General features: G+C 55.8%; 15 protein-coding genes and 1 pseudogene. 5 read left to right on the top strand and 11 right to left on the bottom strand.

The window, feature by feature from the left end; genetic code table 11:
* Positions 1 to 9: 9 nt before the first annotated feature.
* The 7 genes and pseudogenes from rseP to iolE all read right to left on the bottom strand — a co-directional run bounded on the left by rseP (position 10) and on the right by iolE (position 6,287).
* Positions 10 to 1,041 (bottom strand): RIP metalloprotease RseP, encoded by a 1,032-nt coding sequence (gene rseP / locus RWV98_RS08610; protein WP_280961475.1) that lies wholly within the window; start codon positions 1,039 to 1,041, stop codon positions 10 to 12.
* Between the two features lie 45 nt (positions 1,042 to 1,086).
* Positions 1,087 to 2,224: pseudogene (locus tag RWV98_RS08605) on the bottom strand (1-deoxy-D-xylulose-5-phosphate reductoisomerase).
* A gap of 22 nt (positions 2,225 to 2,246) precedes the next feature.
* Positions 2,247 to 3,065 carry a phosphatidate cytidylyltransferase gene (locus tag RWV98_RS08600; protein WP_317865260.1) on the bottom strand — a complete coding sequence of 273 codons (819 nt, stop codon included), beginning with the start codon at positions 3,063 to 3,065 and terminating at the stop codon, positions 2,247 to 2,249.
* A gap of 24 nt (positions 3,066 to 3,089) precedes the next feature.
* Positions 3,090 to 3,836, bottom strand: coding sequence for an isoprenyl transferase (locus RWV98_RS08595; protein WP_280961478.1), 747 nt, complete (start codon positions 3,834 to 3,836; stop codon positions 3,090 to 3,092).
* 86 nt (positions 3,837 to 3,922) lie between these two features.
* Positions 3,923 to 4,477 carry a ribosome recycling factor gene (gene frr, locus RWV98_RS08590; protein WP_280961479.1) on the bottom strand — a complete coding sequence of 185 codons (555 nt, stop codon included), beginning with the start codon at positions 4,475 to 4,477 and terminating at the stop codon, positions 3,923 to 3,925.
* Position 4,478: 1 nt separating this feature from the next.
* Entirely contained in the window at positions 4,479 to 5,201 is a 723-nt protein-coding gene (gene pyrH, locus RWV98_RS08585) for a UMP kinase (RefSeq protein WP_280961480.1), read from the bottom strand.
* A gap of 159 nt (positions 5,202 to 5,360) precedes the next feature.
* Complete coding sequence (gene iolE / locus RWV98_RS08580; RefSeq protein ID WP_280961481.1) at positions 5,361 to 6,287, bottom strand: myo-inosose-2 dehydratase; 927 nt, start codon at positions 6,285 to 6,287, stop codon at positions 5,361 to 5,363.
* Positions 6,288 to 6,544: 257 nt separating this feature from the next.
* Here iolE and RWV98_RS08575 point away from each other — a divergent pair, with 257 nt between their 5' ends.
* Positions 6,545 to 7,426 carry a type IV pilin protein gene (locus RWV98_RS08575; RefSeq protein ID WP_317865258.1) on the top strand — a complete coding sequence of 294 codons (882 nt, stop codon included), beginning with the start codon at positions 6,545 to 6,547 and terminating at the stop codon, positions 7,424 to 7,426.
* Positions 7,427 to 7,471: 45 nt separating this feature from the next.
* Here the strand turns inward: RWV98_RS08575 and RWV98_RS08570 are convergent, their stop codons facing one another.
* The 4 genes from RWV98_RS08570 to RWV98_RS08555 all read right to left on the bottom strand — a co-directional run bounded on the left by RWV98_RS08570 (position 7,472) and on the right by RWV98_RS08555 (position 12,121).
* The gene (locus RWV98_RS08570) at positions 7,472 to 8,644 is read right to left on the bottom strand and encodes an NAD(P)-dependent malic enzyme (RefSeq protein ID WP_317865257.1); all 1,173 of its coding nucleotides are present in this window, start codon (positions 8,642 to 8,644) and stop codon (positions 7,472 to 7,474) included.
* A 35-nt stretch (positions 8,645 to 8,679) separates the two neighbouring features.
* A complete protein-coding gene (locus RWV98_RS08565) occupies positions 8,680 to 10,095 on the bottom strand; it encodes an MATE family efflux transporter (RefSeq protein WP_317865255.1) in 1,416 nt (471 codons plus the stop codon).
* 194 nt (positions 10,096 to 10,289) lie between these two features.
* The gene (locus tag RWV98_RS08560; protein ID WP_317865253.1) at positions 10,290 to 11,255 is read right to left on the bottom strand and encodes a transketolase family protein; all 966 of its coding nucleotides are present in this window, start codon (positions 11,253 to 11,255) and stop codon (positions 10,290 to 10,292) included.
* Between the two features lie 14 nt (positions 11,256 to 11,269).
* Positions 11,270 to 12,121, bottom strand: coding sequence for a transketolase (locus RWV98_RS08555; protein ID WP_280961486.1), 852 nt, complete (start codon positions 12,119 to 12,121; stop codon positions 11,270 to 11,272).
* Positions 12,122 to 12,465: 344 nt separating this feature from the next.
* Between RWV98_RS08555 and RWV98_RS08550 the strand changes: the two genes are divergently transcribed.
* The 4 genes from RWV98_RS08550 (at position 12,466) to RWV98_RS08535 (ending at position 17,473) form a co-directional block, all read left to right on the top strand.
* Complete coding sequence (locus tag RWV98_RS08550; protein WP_280961487.1) at positions 12,466 to 13,221, top strand: DeoR/GlpR family DNA-binding transcription regulator; 756 nt, start codon at positions 12,466 to 12,468, stop codon at positions 13,219 to 13,221.
* Between the two features lie 350 nt (positions 13,222 to 13,571).
* A complete protein-coding gene (locus RWV98_RS08545; protein WP_317865250.1) occupies positions 13,572 to 14,285 on the top strand; it encodes an ABC transporter ATP-binding protein in 714 nt (237 codons plus the stop codon).
* A complete protein-coding gene (locus tag RWV98_RS08540) occupies positions 14,278 to 15,900 on the top strand; it encodes a hypothetical protein (protein WP_317865248.1) in 1,623 nt (540 codons plus the stop codon). The genes RWV98_RS08545 and RWV98_RS08540 overlap by 8 nt, the downstream gene beginning before the upstream one ends.
* A gap of 274 nt (positions 15,901 to 16,174) precedes the next feature.
* The gene (locus RWV98_RS08535) at positions 16,175 to 17,473 is read left to right on the top strand and encodes an MFS transporter (protein ID WP_317865246.1); all 1,299 of its coding nucleotides are present in this window, start codon (positions 16,175 to 16,177) and stop codon (positions 17,471 to 17,473) included.
* Positions 17,474 to 17,478: the final 5 nt, after the last annotated feature.

The raw sequence follows: 17,478 nt of genomic DNA, 5'->3' as shown, positions 1-17,478 counted from the left end.
ACGGTGTAGCTACCCGCGAAAGATAATGCGGAAAATATCCTGCCCCGTGACGTAGACCATCAAGGCGAGCAGCAGCATCAACCCGGCCGCATGGACGTAGCCCTCGTATTTGGGGGACACGGGCTTGCGGCGAATCCCTTCCAGAATCAGAAATACCAACCGGCCGCCGTCCAGCGCGGGCAGCGGCAGCAGGTTCATCACGCCAAGGTTGATCGAGATAAACGCGACCAGATGGAAGAAATATACCATGCTTTGCTTGGCGGTGTTGGCCATGACCTCGGCCACGCCGACCGGGCCCGAAAGCTGATCGATACCGACCTGACCGGTGACCAGCTGGCCAAGGCTGGACCAGACCAGCCGCGCGTAATTGACCGAGGTCCGCGCGGCCAAATTGATACGCAGCGAAAGCGTCGCTTTTTGCTCGGCAAAGGTCAGGCCGATCAGCTTGCCGCCCGCCCCGTCGTCGATCGTGCGTTCCAAACGAACATCCGGCAGGGTCACGCGCTTGCCATCCCGTTTGACGACGATCTCATACGAGGAATCCTTGCCGCGCGCGAGCGCGGTATCGAAATCCCCGCGCTCTAAAATGTGGTAGCCATCCACCTTGAGCACGGTGTCGCCGGGCTCAAGCGCGCCCGCCGCAGTACTTTCAGGCTGAACAGCTTCCAGCGTAGAGATAATATAACCGCCATTCGGCGCATTGGGCTGCAAAACAAAGCAGACGATCAAAAAGCCGACGATGAAATTCATCAGCGCGCCCGCAACGACAATGAGCATGCGGCGGCGCAGCTTTGCCTTGCCGAAGGAATGCTCGCTTTCGCTTTCGCCGTCCTCCCCCTCCATCACGCATGCGCCGCCGAAGGGCAGCAGCTTCAGGCAGTATAACGTGCCATGATACGTTTTGGAAAACAGCGTCGGCCCCATGCCGATCCAGAACTCGTTTACCTGCACACCGCCCCGCTTGGCGGTGATGAAATGGCCGAACTCGTGCACGATGACGAGCACGCCAAACGCTAGTATTGCAAGGATAATTTGCAGCAAATTGGTGCTCCTTTCAATCAAGAGGGGGAAAATAACAAATCGCTTTTAGCCGTTTACCGCGCGCACGCGCGCCTCGCGGTCGCTTTCCAGAATATCGGAAAGCGTGGGCTCTTTCACAAAGCGCACATCGAGCAGCGCCTTTTCCACGCGCTCCGCGATCTCGTAAAAAGCGATATCGCCGGCAAGGAAAGCGGCAACGGCGGCCTCGTTCGCGCCGCTGAGGACCGCGCCCAGATTGCCGCGCCCCGCGGCCGCACTGCGCGCCAGACGGATGGACGGGAACGCGGTTTCATCCGGTTCGTAAAAGGAAAAGCTGCCCGCTTTCGCAAGGTTCAAACGTTCCGCCTTGCAGGGCAGGCGCGCGGGATAAGTCAGCGCGTACTGGATGGGCAGGCGCATATCGGGCACGCCGAGCTGCGCCAGCACCGCGCCGTCCGCGAACTCGATCGCGGAATGGATGATGCTTTCGCGGTGGATGACGATCTCGATATCCTCCTGCGGCATATCGTACAGCCACATGGCTTCGATCAGCTCAAGGCCCTTGTTCATCATGGTCGCGGAATCGATGGTGATCTTGTTGCCCATCGACCAGTTGGGATGCTGTAACGCCTGCTCCAAGGTGACAGAACGCATTTCGGCGGCTGTTTTACCAAAAAACGGCCCGCCGGACGCCGTGAGGATGATCTTCGCCAGCGGGTTGCCGCCGGCGGCCTGCACGCACTGGAAGATTGCCGAGTGCTCGGAATCCACCGGCAGTATCTTCACATGCTTTTCCCGCGCCCGGTCCATGACCAGCTTGCCCGCACACACGAGCGTTTCCTTATTGGCCAGCGCGATATCGCAGCCCGCGTCGATCGCGGCGAGCGTCGGCTTCCAGACCGACCATGCCGACCACCGCGGTAACCACCGTGTCCGCGCCCGACGCGGCGGCGCAAGTAACCAGACCGTCTTCGCCCGCCAGCACCTCGATATCGGTATCGGCTAGCTTGGTTTTCAGGTCCTTCGCGGCCGCCTCGTCCACCGCGCACACCATTTTCGGGTGCAGCGCACGCGCCTGCTTCTCCAGTAAGTCTATGCGGTGAAATGTGGTCAATGCGGTGATTTCGGCTTCTATCGACGGCAAAATATCGACAGTCTGCGTGCCGATCGAGCCGGTCGAGCCTAAAATTGCAATTTTTTTCATGCCAAGTCCTCGTTTCTTTCCCTTACCAAATCACGCGGAACAGAATTTCCGCCACCGGCGCAACGAACAGCACGCTGTCGAAACGATCGAGCACCCCGCCGTGGCCGGGAAAAATGCTGCCGTAATCCTTAATGCCGGTCTGCCGCTTGATCACGGAGAACGACAGATCGCCTAAAACGCCGAGCACCGCGCCGCCCGCGCCAAGCGCCGCGCCCGCCCAGATCGGCAGCTCAAGATCGAGGAATACGTTCATCAGCACCGCCGCCAGCATGACAAGAAGCGCGCCGCCGATTACGCCGCCTACCGCGCCCTCCACCGTCTTTTTAGGGCTGACGACGGGCGCGAGCTTATGCTTGCCGAAAAACAGCCCGGTAAACAGCGCGCACGTATCCGCGCCCCACGCCGCGAGCAGCGGCAGCAGCACGAGAAACGGACCGTGGTGGTACTCCATCTGGAAAATGCGCAGCAGGGACAGCATCAGGTACGGCACAATGAGCGCGCCGAAAAAGCCCCAAGCAATTTCGCCCGCCCGCATGCTGTCGTGAAAGCGCAGCAAAATAACAAACGAAAGCAGCAGCATCGACAGAACGAGCACCTGCACGACCGCCTGCATGCCAAATTTCACGAGCGAGGAATGCCCCGCGGCGAACAAAAACGAAATGAGGCAGCTAAGCATCAGCATCAGCCGGTTGCGCACCAGCCCGGTCGAACCGAGCACCTCATAGGTGGCAAGCACGCACAGGGCGGCGACAATCAGTTCCAGTACAACGGGCGGAAACACATACAGCGCGAGCAGGACGAATACAAAGCCCACAACGCCGAACAGCACCCTTGTTTTCATATCAATAGTTCCCCTTGCTACTTTTTATACGCCGCCGAACCGGCGGTTTCTGCGATGGTACGCCTCGATCGCGGCGTCCATGTCGCTCGGCTTAAAATCAGGCCAAAGGACATCGGTAAAGTAATACTCCGCATAGGCCGATTGCCACAGCAGGAAGTTGGAGGTGCGGATTTCGCCCGAGGGACGGATGATCAGATCCGGATCGGGCATGTGCGCGGTGTAAAGCCGCGCGCCGATTGTTTCCTCCGTTATATCGCCCGGTTCGAGCGTGCCGGCCTTTACTTCCTCCGCGATGCGGCGCACGGCGTTTTTGATCTCATCCCGTCCGCCGTAATTGATGCAGAGCGAGGCAGTCGCGGCGTCCGGCCCGAGCGTGTCGGCAATGCGGTCGGTCTCTTCAATCTGCCGCAGGATATCCTCCGGCAGAGGCGACAGGTCGCCCAGCACGCGCACGGCCACGCCGCGCTGGAACATCGTTTCCGCCGCTTCCTTGAGATAACGGCGGAACAGGTCCATCAGCGCCGAGACCTCTTCTTCCGGGCGCTTCCAATTTTCAGTGGAAAAAGCGTACACCGTGAAGTACTGCACGCCGATATCCTTGCAGTAAGTCGCGACCGTGCGGAAGGTCTCCGCCCCGACCTTATGCCCCGCTTTCCGCGGCAGGCCGCGTTTTTTCGCCCAGCGGCCGTTGCCGTCCATGATTACGGCGATATGGCGCGGCGGCGCCGGACGATCGGCGGCAGCTTTCTTTTTTCGCTCAAACAAGCCCACAGTTTATCCCCCATATTTGGTCCACGCCCTTTATAGCACGGGCGATTCCATAGAAATGGGCGGCGTACCGCCGCCCATCCCCTTTTTTATACTTCTGCCAATTCCTTGGACTTGGTGGCGACCAGACTATCGATCTCTTTTACGTACTTATCGGTCAGCTTCTGGAGCTTCTCTTCGCTCTCGTGCATTTCGTCCTCGGTCATTTCGTTCTTTTTATGAGCGGCCTTGCACTTGTCGATGCCTTCGCGGCGTACGTTGCGCAGCGCAACCTTGGCGTCCTCGCCCGTCTTGGCCACGCCCTTGATGAGCTCCTTGCGGCGCTCCTCGGTCAGCGGCGGGAAAGAAAGGCGGATCTGCTTGCCGTCGTTCTGCGGATTAATGCCCAGATCGGAGGTTTGAATCGCTTTTTCGATCATTTTCAGCGTGGAAGCGTCCCACGGCTGGATAGAGAGCGTGCGGGGATCGGGCGTGGATACCGCGGCCACCTGATTCAGCGGCGTGGGCGTGTTATAATAGTCGATGGTAATCTTGTTCAGAACGCCCGGGTTGGCGCGGCCAGCGCGCACCGCGGCCAGCTCCTGCGCCAGCACATCGAGGGTTTTCTGCATTTTGTGTTCGTAAGGTTTCATATCAGCTTTCATTTTACTTCTCCTCCTGTACGATCGTACCGATTTGTTCGCCGTTCACGGCGCGGTGAATATTTTCGGGATCCGACAGTGCGAACACCAGAATCGGAATGTGGTTATCCATGGAAAGCGAGGTCGCCGTCGTATCCATAACGCCAAGGCCTTGGTTCAGCACATCCATATACGACAGGTGGTCGTATTTTTTAGCATCCGGGTTTTTGGCGGGATCGGAATCGTACACGCCGTCGATATTCTTGGCGAGCAGGATCACCTCCGCGCCGATCTCGGCCGCGCGCAGCACAGCGGCGGTATCGGTAGAAAAGAAGGGGTTGCCGGTGCCGCAGCCGAAAATAACGACGCGGCCCTTTTCCAGATGGCGCACGGCGCGCTGCCGGATGTACGGTTCGGCAATGCGGTCCATCTCGATCGCGGTCTGTACGCGTACCGGCACCTCGCGCTGTTCCAGCGCGTCCGCCAAAGCAAGGGCGTTGATCGTTGTGGCAAGCATGCCCATATGGTCGGCGCGGGTGCGCTCCATTTTGCCGCCGCCGTCCTTAACGCCGCGCCAGAAGTTGCCGCCGCCGACGACCACGCCGATTTCGGTACCTTCCGCGTTGCACTTCTTGATCACATCGCACACCGGGCCGATTACGTCAAAGTTCAGGCCGAAATGCCGGTCGCCCGCGAGCGCTTCCCCGCTGATCTTGATGAGCACGCGCTTGTATTTGGGTGTCTGCATCATAACACTCCTTTAATTGATCATATTCCTATCCACTATTTTACCCTAATTGGCCCGACATTGCAAAGGGTTTTGCTCCTTTTTTACAATTTGTCCATAGGCGCGTCTTTTGCGTGCAAAAGGCCCCGTCCAAAATGGACGGGGCCAGTATGTATTTGCTTACTTAAGGGCGACTTCGCCGCTCAGGCCGGTGTGCTTGGTGATATACTCGCGGCCCATCTTGGAGTACTCGAACGGATTGGCCTTGGCCGGGTCCTGCTCGGCTTCTACCATGATCCAGCCCTCGTATCCGGCCTTATCGAGCAGGTCGAATACGGCGTCGAAGTCCACGCAGCCGTCCGGATCGCCCGGAACGGTGAAAGCGCCGTTGCGGACAGCCTTCAGGAAGGACCAATCTTCGGCCTTGACCTTCTCAACGATCGGCATGCGCATGTTCTTCAGGTGAACGTGGCCGACACGGGAAGCGAATTTGCCCAGAACAGCAACCGGGTCCTCGCCCGCGAAGGTGAAGTGGCCGGTATCGAAGCAGAGGAATACGTACTTGGGATCGGTGTTCTCCATCAGGCGAATGGTCTCTTCAACCGTCTGGCACACGGTGCCCATGTGATGGTGGAAGCAGGTCTTGATGCCGTACTTCTCCATGGAGAGCTTGCCCAGCTTGTTCAGGCCGTCGCAGAAACGGGCCCACTCGTCGTCGTTCATGATGCGCTTGTCCTTCAGAACGCGCTTGTCCTCCATACCCTGAATAGAGCCGGACTGCTCGGAAACGTTGATGGCGCTGGCGCCAACGTAGGACAGGTACTCAAGCTCCTTGATGAACTCGGCCTCAGTCTCTTCATACGGCTTGTCAACCAAGAAGGAAGAGAACCACTTGGACGCGATGGTCATGTTGCGCGCGTCGAGCATGTGCTTGAGGACTTCCTTATCCTCCGGGTACTTATGGCCGACTTCGCAGCCGTCGTAGCCGGCGAGCTTCATTTCGGAAATGCACTGCTGGAATGTGTTCTCGTCGCCAAGATCCCACATATCATCATTGGACCAACCGATCGGGCAGATACCTAACTTTACCTTGTTCGGATCTAACATTTTTCATTCCTCCAATTCTTCTCTGATGCGCATGGCGCTTCTCCGGCGCATACACATTGCTATATCTTATTGTACCCAAAGCCCCAAGAAAAGTCAAACCCTATTTGCCCCCGAATAGAATACATAAAAGGTACTTTCTTTTTCCGAAAACTCATGATAGAATAAATACGTAACCAAATCATCACAGGGCAAAGGGTGCGCACCCTTTGCCCGTTTACCGGTATCGGTAAACAACTGACAGGGGTAGGGGGTGCGCTGTGAATAAACGTCGAAACAAGCTCGGCTTTACACTCGCCGAGCTGCTCATCGTCGTCGCCATCATCGGCGTACTGGTCGCGATCGCGATCCCTGTTTTCACAAGCAGTTTGGAGAAGGCGCGAGCGGCAGTCTGCCAAGCAAATCGCCGATCGCTGTTAGGGCTTATTTCTTCTACCGCTATGACAGATGATAACTTTAAAAAAGAATTGAATAAAGAATCTCAGCAAAATTGGGATGACCTTAAAACGGCATATGAAAAGACCGGAAACTCTTTTACTGATAAAATCTGTCCTTTAGATGGCACCATAGAAATCATTTCCCATAACAGTTCTTATTCTGTTTATTGCACAAAACATCCTGAAAATAGTTCTTCATCCGAACGAACTGATTGGATGACTAACGAAGAGAAAGGAACCGCTGCTCTCCCTTCTGTCAGCGCGGCTTTTGAAGCCTTATACGGAAAACCCGGAGATACCAGTTATTTCAAGTCCGGTGGTGATGACTACGCCTTTATGAAAGCCTATAACCAAGCTATAGGAACTCCATTGACTGTGCCAACTGATGAAGCCTTAAAATATTTTCCCGATACTCAGGGATTTTCTGAATCTCCTCTGGTGTGGACTGCAACCAGAATGTATTTCGACAGCAGTTATCACGATATCATGCTATTAACACCTCAAAGCAATTTTGAATCAGATAATCCAAAATTAAAGGGATATTTATTCTATTATGATGGGTCATATTATCGAAGTACTACGACAAACGGAAATAAAACATTGACTTCAACCTCTTGGTTAACCGGTGGAAATAAGAACCAAGACAAATCACTCGAGGAATTACTTGACACCGGCGCGTTGAAAGCATGGGAGAAAGTTCCGTAAATAAAAATAAGCAGTGACTTTTAAATCACTGCTTATTTTTTATATTTATATCCTCGCCACGCCCGAATCTCTCGCCGCCTCGGCGACGGCTTCGGCAACAGCTTTGATGACCTTCTCATCAAACGCCATTGGCATGATGTATTCCGGGGTCAGCTCGTCGTCCGAAACGCAATAGGCGATCGCTTTGGCCGCCGCGAGCTTCATTTCCTCATTGATATCGGACGCGCGCACATCCAAAGCGCCGCGGAAAATACCGGGGAACGCCAGCACGTTGTTGATCTGGTTCGGGTAATCCGAACGGCCGGTGCCGACGACCGCCGCGCCGCCCTTTTTCGCATCCTCCGGCCAGATCTCGGGCACGGGATTGGCCATGGCGAACACCATCGGATGCTCCGCCATGGCGCCGACCATCTCGCTCGTCAGCACCTGCGGGGCCGACATACCGAAGAACACGTCCGCGCCCTTTACGGCGTCCGCCAGCGTACCGGTCAGGTGGGCGCGGTTGGTCACCCGCGCCATTTGCTCCTGCGCGGAATTTAGGCGCTCGTCGCCCTCACAGACGATGCCGAAGCGCTCGCACATAACAATATCCTTGACGCCGAGGAACATCAAAAATTTGGTCACCGCGATCGCCGCAGCGCCGCAGCCGTTAACCACCATTTTGATCTCGTCCACCTTGCGGCCGGTCAAACGGCAGGCGTTTAACAGCGCCGCGCCGCAGCAAACGGCGGTGCCGTGCTGATCGTCATGAAAGACCGGAATATCGCACACTTCCTTGAGCCGCCGCTCGATCTCGAAGCAGCGCGGGGCCGCGATATCCTCCAGATTGATGCCGCCAAACGAACCGGAGATCAATTCGATCGTACGGACGATCTCATCCACATCCTTGGATCGGACGCAGAGCGGGAACGCATCGACATCGGCAAACGCCTTAAAAAGCGCGCACTTGCCCTCCATCACAGGCATACCGGCTTCCGGCCCGATATCGCCAAGGCCCAGAACCGCCGTGCCATCCGTAATGACGGCGACCAGATTATGGCGGCGGGTATACTTATAGCTGTCCGCCGGGTTTTCCTTGATCTTCAGGCAGGGCTCGGCCACGCCGGGCGTGTAGGCGATCGAAAGATCTTCCTTGCTGTTTACCTCGCACCGCGCAACGACTTCGATCTTGCCGCCCCACTGCTCGTGCGCTTTCAGCGCGCGCTCCTTCAAATCCATGATTGTTCCTCCATCGGCATATATTTTTCTATTTCTTATTTTACAGCAAAATCTTCTTGCTGCCTAGGGGCAGAATCGCCAAAGGAGCCCGCGTCCTCCTCCTTGCGTTTGCGCATCAGCTTTGGGAAGAGCAGCAAAAACGCGATACCGGACACCACCGCCGCCAAAATGTCAGAGATCGGCTCCGCGTAAAACAGCGCGGTCGCTGAAAAGGCGGCGGGCAGCGCGACCACGCCGACCAAATACACAGTCTTGCGCAGCATCGAAAAGGTAAGCCCCCATTTTACCAGCCCCATGCCGGTGAATCCATCGACAAAGGGGTATTGGATCGCAAGGCCGATAATGCCCAGCGTGTAAGTACGGATCATCCACGCCGCCTGCTCGATATAGACGGGGTCGGTGGTAAAGATACGCGCGAACGGCTCCGCCACCAAGCGCGCGAGCAGGAACATCACGAGAACGAACGCGAAGCACAAAAGCATGATTCGTTTTTCCGCGCGAACCACACGGTCGACCCGACCGGCGCCATAATTGTAACCCAAAATCGCCTGCGTGCCCGCCGTAATACCGCCGAGCGGCATGGTGACGATCAGCATAAAGCTCTGCATGATGGCGGCGCAGGCGATCAGCATGTCGCTCTCTCCCCCGCCGAAGCGGCGCAGCATCACGTTCACTGAAATGAGCAGTACATTATCCAGCCCAATAATGAGCGCGGGCGATAGACCGACCTGCGCGATGCGGCGCATCCACCCCGCATGCAGCGGGCACTTGGTAATGCCGACCGCCGCGCGCCCTCCGAACAAAAACCGCAGCGTATAGACCGCGGAACAGGCCTGTGACACAACCGTGGCCAGCGCCGCGCCGCGCACCCCCATGTGCAGCAAAAAGATGAACACCGGATCGAGCACGATATTGACCGCCGCGCCCACAATGACCGAACGCATGGCCACGCCCGCAAAGCCCTGACTCATCACGATCTGATTCAGGCCGTAGGATATCAGGGCAAATACCGTGCCCGATACATAGGTCGTAAAATAGGCGTTGGCATAGGGCCAAAGCTGCTCGCTCGCGCCAAAGGCGAAGAGAATGGGCTTTTTCAGCACGAGCGCGGGCACCGTGACCAGCACACTGATGGCAAGCAGCAGATAAAAGCTGTTTGCCACAATCTGCCGCGCGCCCTCCATATCGCGCCGCCCCATGCGGATGCTCATCAGCGGTCCGCCGCCAAAGCCGACCAGCGCCGCGAACGCGGTAATCATCGTTACGACCGGCGCGCACACGCCCACGCCCGCAAGCGATAACTCGCCCACGCCCGCGATATGGCCAACGTACACACGATCGACCACACTATATAAAATATTGACGAACTGCGCCAGCATGGCCGGCAGCGCTAGTTGCAGCACCAACTTTCCCTCCGGCGCGGTGCCGAGAATGCTCTCCTGCTGCTCCACCGTAATCCCCCTCCCACTTTTCAAACATTTCTATTATATCGGCTCGTACGAGTTTCGTAAAGAGTTATCTGCCTATCCCACAAACTTTTTGCCGGAATTCTTGAAAAGCGAAATTTCTAAGCCGCGGAGAACAATTTTATGAAAAAGGCACGCCGCAGTTTTATGCGGCGTGCCTTTTATGTTCGTTTAGTCGCTTACTTGCGCGAAACGGCCTTCTTGACAGCTTGGGCGATATCGTCAGCCGTGACGTTATACTCCTTGCGGAGGAAGTCCTCTGCGCCGACCTGACCGAAGCGCTCCTGAATACCGACCATCTCCATCGGAACCGGCTGGTTCTTGGCGAGACAGTTTGCAACAACGCTGCCCAGACCGCAGCCGACCTGATGGTTTTCGGCGGTAACAACGCAGCCGCACTCCTTAGCGGAGGCGATCACAAGTTCCTCGTCGAGCGGCTTCCAGGTGAACATGTCGATCACCTTGGCGGCAACGCCTTCAGCGGCCAGTGCTTCGGCAGCCTTCAGCGCTTCGTCTACCATGATGCCGGAGGCAATGATGGCAACATCCTTGCCTTCCTTGAGGGTAACGCCCTTGCCGATCTCAAAATCAGAGCCGTCGGCGTAAACGGTGGTTACGCCCTTGCGGATCATGCGCATGTAAGAGAACTTGCCGGAATCGGCCAGCTTCTTGGTCAGGCAGTTGATCTGCGCGTAGTCCACGGGGTCGATCACGACTGCGTCCGGAATGGACAGGTACAGCGCGCAATCTTCAAACGGCATATGGGTGCCGCCGTTGTATGCGGCGCAAACGCCGGGGTCGGAACCGACAACGTGTACCGGCAGAGCGGCATACGCGGCGGACATGAACGCCTGATCGAACGCGCGGCGGGATGCGAAGCAGCCGAAGGAGTGCATGAACACCTTCTTGCCGGTCGCGGTCAGGCCTGCGGAAACGCCCATAGCGTTCGCTTCGGCAATGCCTGCGTTGATGGTACGGTCCGGATAAGCCTTAGCCAGCTTACCGGTATTGATGCAGTTTTCCAGATCGCAGTCAACATGTACAACGGTAGGATCCTTCTCCATCAGCTCAAGCATCGCGGAGACGTAACCGTCGCGGTTGGCGCGGGAATCCTTTTCGTGTTTGCCAATCAAAGTAAAGCTCATTCCTATTCCCTCCCTTACTGTGCCTTGATCTCGGCGTACTGCTTCTCAGCGTAAGCAATGGCTTCGTCCCACTGCTCCTTAGAAGGCTGCGAAGAGTGTGCGCCAGTGCCGTCGGCAAAGGTAGCGCCCTTGCCCTTAACGGTGTTCAGCACGATACAGGTGGGCTTGCCCTTCGTGGCATAGGCCTGCTGTACGGCGTCGTAGATCTGCTCAACGTCGTTGCCGTCGGCAAGATTGATCACGTTCCAGCCAAAAGCGTCGAACTTAGCGCCGATGCCCTTGCCGTGGCTCATGACCGCTTCGCACGCGCCGTCGAGCTGATACTTATTATCGTCTACGAAGCAGACGAGGTTGTCCAGTTTGTAGTGCGCGGCGAACTGAGCCGCTTCCCAAACCTGACCTTCATCGCACTCGCCGTCGCCGACAAATACGAATACGTGGTTGTCGCGCTTATCGATCTTGTTGCCAAGAGCGGCGCCGGTAGCGGTAGACATGCCTTGGCCGAGCGAGCCGGTGGTCAGGTCAACGCCGGGGGTCTTCTGACGGTCGGTGTGGGACGGGAAATTGGTGTGGGGCTGATTGAGCGTATACGCCTGCTCCAAGGGGTAGAAGCCCTTGAGGCCGAGGGTCGCGTACATTGCCGGGCCGGCGTGGCCCTTGGAGAGGACGCACCAGTCGCGGTCTTCCCAGCGAGGATTCTTCGGATCGATCTTCATCACATCGCCGTAAAGTACGGCGAGAGCGTCGATGATCGACATCGAGCCGCCCACATGGCCAAAGCCAAGCGAGCCGATCGTCTTGACGGTCTCAAGACGGATCTGCGCTGCGAATACACGAAGCTCCTGCATCTTTTCTGCTTTCTGCATTGCATACACCTGCCTAATACAAAATTTTTCTCAAAACGGAACAGGGTCCGGGCTGCGGCGCAAAATACACGCCGTCTTGAATACAGTTTAACACCAACGACCCGCGAGTTCAACCGCATTTCTTATTTTCATCATAAAATTTTGAACCTATATTTTGGCCAGTCCGGAAAAATCCACAAAAAAATTGGTGCAAAAATATAAAAATTGTTTGTTGTGTCTTGGTTGCTTTTTCGTGGTTTTCTGGTAATATTAAAAATAGGGTTCTATTTATGCATCTGCTTGTGATAAAATTTTAAGAGAAAAAAAATAAGGGATTAAATAGTAATACGGATTGGGGAAGCGTCATGAAAGTAAATCGGCTGAATTCCATTGAACAATACGTCATTGCGCGGGAAACGGTCAGCATTGACGAACTGTGCGAGGTGTTCGGGGTATCAAAAAACACCATCCGCCGCGACCTGAACGAGTTGGAAATGCGCGGACATATCACCAAGGTATACGGCGGCGTTACCGCCGCCGTTTCAAACGGCGCGGTGCCTACGCCCATCCGCTCCGGGCTAAACCCGGCGGATAAATCGCTGATCGGCCGCCTCGCGGCGGAGGAGATCGAGGACGGCGACACGATTTTTATCGATTCCGGCACGACTACGCTGTGCCTTTTGCGTTATCTGGTGGCAAAAAAACGCATCACCATCATCACCCATTCCCTCGGCGCGTTGAGCGAGGCCGCCAAGTATGAAAACCTGACCATTATTTCGCTGGGGGGCATTTACAGCCCCACGACCGATTCCTTTGTCGGTCTTTCCACGATCGAAGCGCTCTCCGCCGTGCGCATCACCAAGGCGTTCATGGGCGCGACCGGCGTATCGCTCACCGCGGGCATGACCAACACCACCTTTTTAGAAGCCGAGATCAAGCGCGCCGTCGTTCAGCGCGCGGACCATATTTACTTAATGGCCGATTCCTCCAAGATCGGCCGCGAGGCGATCGTCACCTTCTGTCATTTAAAGGACCTGACCGCCTTCATCACAGACCGCGAGCCGCCAATGGATTATATCGATCTTTGCCGTTCGGCAAACGTGCGGATCCGTTACGAATAATACGAATATGAGGGGAGCACGTTGCGATGGCGGCGCGTTCCCCTTTGTTTGTCCGGAAGGGCGGATGAGGGCGCTTGTTTCTGCGGCTTTTCGTGTGAGAAATCCTCAAGGTAAAGTTTTTGTGAACATATTCTTTTCCGGGTTGTACTGCCTTGGAATATCCGCTATAATGGCCCAAAACAAAGGATGGTGAAAACATACCATGGACAACGCCTTAAGCGACGCTGCCCGAAGTACGTCTTACCCTATGGAAAAGCCAAAGCACACCTTGCGCTTTCTTGCGCCGGAGGTGTGCTTTTTCTGTTTTCAGCCATGTCAGGCAGCCGTGACAATCAAGAAAGGGCGATCTTATGAATTTGCAACTATTTGAAATAAAAAAATCCTTTGGAAACAAAAAGGTACTGCGGGACTGCTCGTTCACATTTGAAAAAGGTAAAATATATGGATTGCTTGGTCGAAACGGCGCGGGCAAGACCACGCTTTTCAACTGCCTGACCGACGAGGTGGCGCCCGATAGCGGAAAAGCAGAAATTTGCGAAGCGAACGGAAACTGCCACGCGCTTATGGCGGACGAGGTCGGATATGTGTTCTCCACGCCGATTCTGCCGGATTTTCTGACCGGATATGAGTTTATCAAATTTTTTATGGACATAAACGAGCGAAAAATTGACCCCCACAAGACGATAGACGACTACTTTGATATGGTAAAGATCAACGCCGAGGATCGTCACCGCCTGATCAAAGGCTATTCGCACGGCATGAAAAACAAAGTACAGATGCTTTGCTTTATGATCGTCCGGCCTCCTGTCATTCTGCTCGACGAGCCGCTGACTTCCTTCGACGTGGTGGTGGCATTGGAAATCAAACAGCTTTTACGTGAAATCAAACACGACCATATCATCATTTTTTCCACGCACATCCTGCAACTGGCAACCGACCTATGCGACGAAATCGTCGTGCTCAGCGACGGTCGCTTGCAGCAGATCGACCATACCATGCTGCAAAGCAAGGACTTTGAAGCGCAGATCATAGAGCTTTTGAAAGATGAGGCAGCCTATGATTAAAACATTAAAGCAGATCACCGATATCAAAGCCGTTTTATGGGTGAACGCGTTTTGCTATTACTTTAGGCGGTTATGGCTGATTGGAACATGCATGCCGGAATCTATCTACGCCCGGTACGGTCTCAAAAAGGCGCTTGCCGTAGTGGCAAGCATCGTCAGGCAGCTTTTCGATTTTTGCGGCAAGCCGCTTTATCTGCTCGCTTTTGTTGGGCTGCCGCTTCTGGTGACGCTGCAACCGCAAACGATGTCCAGAGCGTTTCCTGCGATGGTGCAGATTCTGTTTTTCTTAAACTGCGGGATCGGTTCGTTTGGCGAAAGTCAAATTTTTACGGTCACGCGGGACAAAGTGGCCTGTATCAAGTATTTGCATATGGATGCGCGCACCTATCTCAAGGCTTTTTTGGCATATAAATACGTTCCCTTTTTTCTATACTATTTGCCTTGGCTATTCGTGTCCGCCCGACTGCTGGGCGCAACGCTTCTGCAAGGATTTTTTCTCTGGCTCATGCTGCTTTCCTTCCGCATGATCGGAGAGGCGTCTCAGCTCCTGATCTTCGACCGGACCGGAAAGGTCATTTCACGCAGCATGGCGTATAGTTGGGCTGTCATCGGCGTCGGACTCGCAGGCGCCTACTTGCCCGCAGCGTTCGGTTGGTCGGGTACTCTGGCCGCGGTCCTGCTCCATCCGGTCAGCGTGGTCGTTTACGTAGCGCTTGGCATCGTAAGCCTTTGGTATATTACGGTGGGCTACCGTGGGTATGAAGAAAAATTTCATCGCTCCATCGATCAAAACTTTCTATTATCAACGCTTCTCAAGTCCTCCACCGGCGCATCCGCCGGTTTTAAAGCGGTCGAGATCAAGGAAACGGATGCGAAAGGTTCCGAATCAGCAAAGGAAAAGTTTCGGAAACTCACTGGCTACCGGTATATGAACGCTCTGTTTTTTGCACGGCATAGAAGGCAGCTGGTCAAGCCGGTCTATTATCGGCTGCTCGCAACAGCCGGGCTGTTTTCCGGAGCCGTGGCGTTTTGGATCGTCAACCGCGAGGCGGCGGTCCGTCTTAGTACCCATTTGACCTCCCTGCTGCCGTTCTTCGTTTATATCATGTATTTTATGACGGTTGCGGACAAAGCCGCCCGCGCCATGTTCTTTAACTGCGATAAGGATATGCTGCATTATGCCTACTACCGTCAGCCGCAGACCGTTTTGCGCAATTTTCAAATACGGCTGTTTCGCGTATCCCTGTACGACCTTGTAATCGCGGGTGCGATCTGTCTGGCGGCGCTGGGCTTTTGTCTGCTCTGCGGCACTTCCCTATTCACCATGGACCTTATGCTGTTCTGTGTGACCATCCTTCTGTTGTCCATTTTGTTTACGGCGCATCATTTGTGCCTCTATTATATTTTCCAACCATATTCGGAAAGTTTGCAGATAAAAAACCCTTTTTACTCGTTTATCAATGTACTGATGTACGTTCTGTGTTTCCTTTGCCTGCAAATTGAAACAGGCGGTTTTGTTTTTACGATGTCGGCGCTTGGATTCACCATGCTTTATATTGTCGTTGCGTTGGTGCTGGTTTACCATCGCGCGCCGAAATCGTTTCGGGTAAAATAAAAGCTTTAATCGCGCGCCCATTCGCCCTCAGCCGGACGATTGGTTTGACTTCTGCGCGCGCCCCTTCTATACTATAAGCAACGTTCTTTTGGAAAAGGAGGCGGCGAACGGTATGCGGCTCTGCATTGAAAAAGCTCCATGCAAGGTCTGATCAGCGGACGGCGCTGCATGGAGCGGAAATGAAACACCTTGTTCCGTCCGATGAAAGGCTTTGCATGTTTTGTTGATTTCCCGGGCCATACCCGGCACCAAAACAATAAGGAGCAAAGTCGAAATGAATCATACAAACAAGCCCTTGCGGGGGCTTCATACCTTTCTCATCCTGTGGAGCACGCAGGCGTTTTCCGAGCTGGGCAGCGCTATGACCAGCTTCGCGCTGATCGTCTGGTCGTTTGAGCGGCAGGGCTCGGCGCTTGTCACCGCGCTGCTCTCCGTATCTTCCTACGCCCCCTATGTGGTTTTCAGCATTTTCGCGGGCGCGCTGAGCGACCGGTGGGACAAAAAGCGTACCATGCTGGTTTGCGATACGGTGGCGGCGGCCGGTACGGCGGTCACGCTGGCGCTGCTCTGCACCGGCTCGCTGCAAATTTGGCACCTCTACTTGCTTAACGCGCTGAACGGCCTGATGAATACCTTTCAGCAGCCCGCCTCCGACGTGGCGGTAAGCTTGCTCGCGCCGAAGGAGCAATACCAGCGGGTCGGCGGCCTGCGGTCGCTCTCCAATTCGCTTGTCACGATTTTATCGCCGGTGTTTGCTTCGGTCATGTTCGCCGCGTTGGGCATTCGGGCCGTGCTGGTGTTCGATCTTGCGACGTTTGCCGTGGCGTTTCTCACGCTGCTGCTGCGCGTTCGCATACCACGGCCGCACGCCACCGGCGATGCGGCGGAGGGCGTGCTCGCTTCCGCCAAAAGCGGCCTGCGCTTTCTGCGGCGGCACCGCGGCGTGCTCGATCTGATCCTGTTCCTCGCGGCCATCAATCTGGCGGCTTCGATGTACAACGCCGCGCTGCCCGCCATGCTGCTTTCGCGCGCCGGCGGGAGCAAAACCGTGTACGCGCTGGTCAACGCCTGTACAGGCGCCGCCAATGTGCTGGGCAGCGTGCTTGTCTCGCTTGCGCCCGCGCCGAAAAGCCGTGTGCGCGCGATCTGCAACGCGCTTCTCTTTTCCATGGCAACGGAAAACCTGCTGCTCGCATTGGGCCGTTCGGCCCCGGTGTGGTGTCTGGGCGCGGTGCTTGGCTGGCTGTGCATTCCGGTCATGAACGCGAACATGGACGTGCTGCTCAGATCGCATATTCCGGTGGAAATGCAGGGGCGGGTCTACGCGGCGCGCAATGCCTTGCAATTCTTCACCATCCCGGTGGGGTATCTGCTCGGCGGGCTGCTGATCGACCGCGCGCTCGGCCCGCTCATGGCGGCGCAGACGGCGAACAGCCCGCTTGTGCGTCTGTTTGGCGCGGGCGGCGGGACGGGCGCGGCGGCGCTGTTTCTGCTGCTGGCCGTGTCGGGCGTGCTCATCTGCCTTGTTTTTCGCCGCGACAGGCACCTGTGGACGCTGGATGATAAAGAATAAAACAA

It is taken from the genome of Agathobaculum sp. NTUH-O15-33, from assembly GCF_033193315.1.
GTDB lineage: Bacteria > Bacillota > Clostridia > Oscillospirales > Butyricicoccaceae > Agathobaculum > Agathobaculum faecihominis_A.
Note: the sequence above shows the minus strand (reverse complement) of the source record. Positions and strands in the feature narration are given on the sequence as shown.

Excerpts from the sequence above, each read along its gene's own strand:
- RWV98_RS08550 (WP_280961487.1), top strand. The coding sequence starts at position 12,466 with ATGAAAGTAAATCGGCTGAATTCCATTGAACAATACGTCATTGCGCGG.
- pyrH (WP_280961480.1), bottom strand. The coding sequence starts at position 5,201 with ATGCAGACACCCAAATACAAGCGCGTGCTCATCAAGATCAGCGGGGAA.
- RWV98_RS08570 (WP_317865257.1), bottom strand. The coding sequence starts at position 8,644 with ATGGATTTGAAGGAGCGCGCGCTGAAAGCGCACGAGCAGTGGGGCGGC.
- RWV98_RS08560 (WP_317865253.1), bottom strand. The coding sequence starts at position 11,255 with ATGAGCTTTACTTTGATTGGCAAACACGAAAAGGATTCCCGCGCCAAC.
- RWV98_RS08535 (WP_317865246.1), top strand. The coding sequence starts at position 16,175 with ATGAATCATACAAACAAGCCCTTGCGGGGGCTTCATACCTTTCTCATC.
- frr (WP_280961479.1), bottom strand. The coding sequence starts at position 4,477 with ATGAAAGCTGATATGAAACCTTACGAACACAAAATGCAGAAAACCCTC.
- RWV98_RS08555 (WP_280961486.1), bottom strand. The coding sequence starts at position 12,121 with ATGCAGAAAGCAGAAAAGATGCAGGAGCTTCGTGTATTCGCAGCGCAG.
- iolE (WP_280961481.1), bottom strand. The coding sequence starts at position 6,287 with ATGTTAGATCCGAACAAGGTAAAGTTAGGTATCTGCCCGATCGGTTGG.
- RWV98_RS08600 (WP_317865260.1), bottom strand. The coding sequence starts at position 3,065 with ATGAAAACAAGGGTGCTGTTCGGCGTTGTGGGCTTTGTATTCGTCCTG.
- RWV98_RS08540 (WP_317865248.1), top strand. The coding sequence starts at position 14,278 with ATGATTAAAACATTAAAGCAGATCACCGATATCAAAGCCGTTTTATGG.
- RWV98_RS08545 (WP_317865250.1), top strand. The coding sequence starts at position 13,572 with ATGAATTTGCAACTATTTGAAATAAAAAAATCCTTTGGAAACAAAAAG.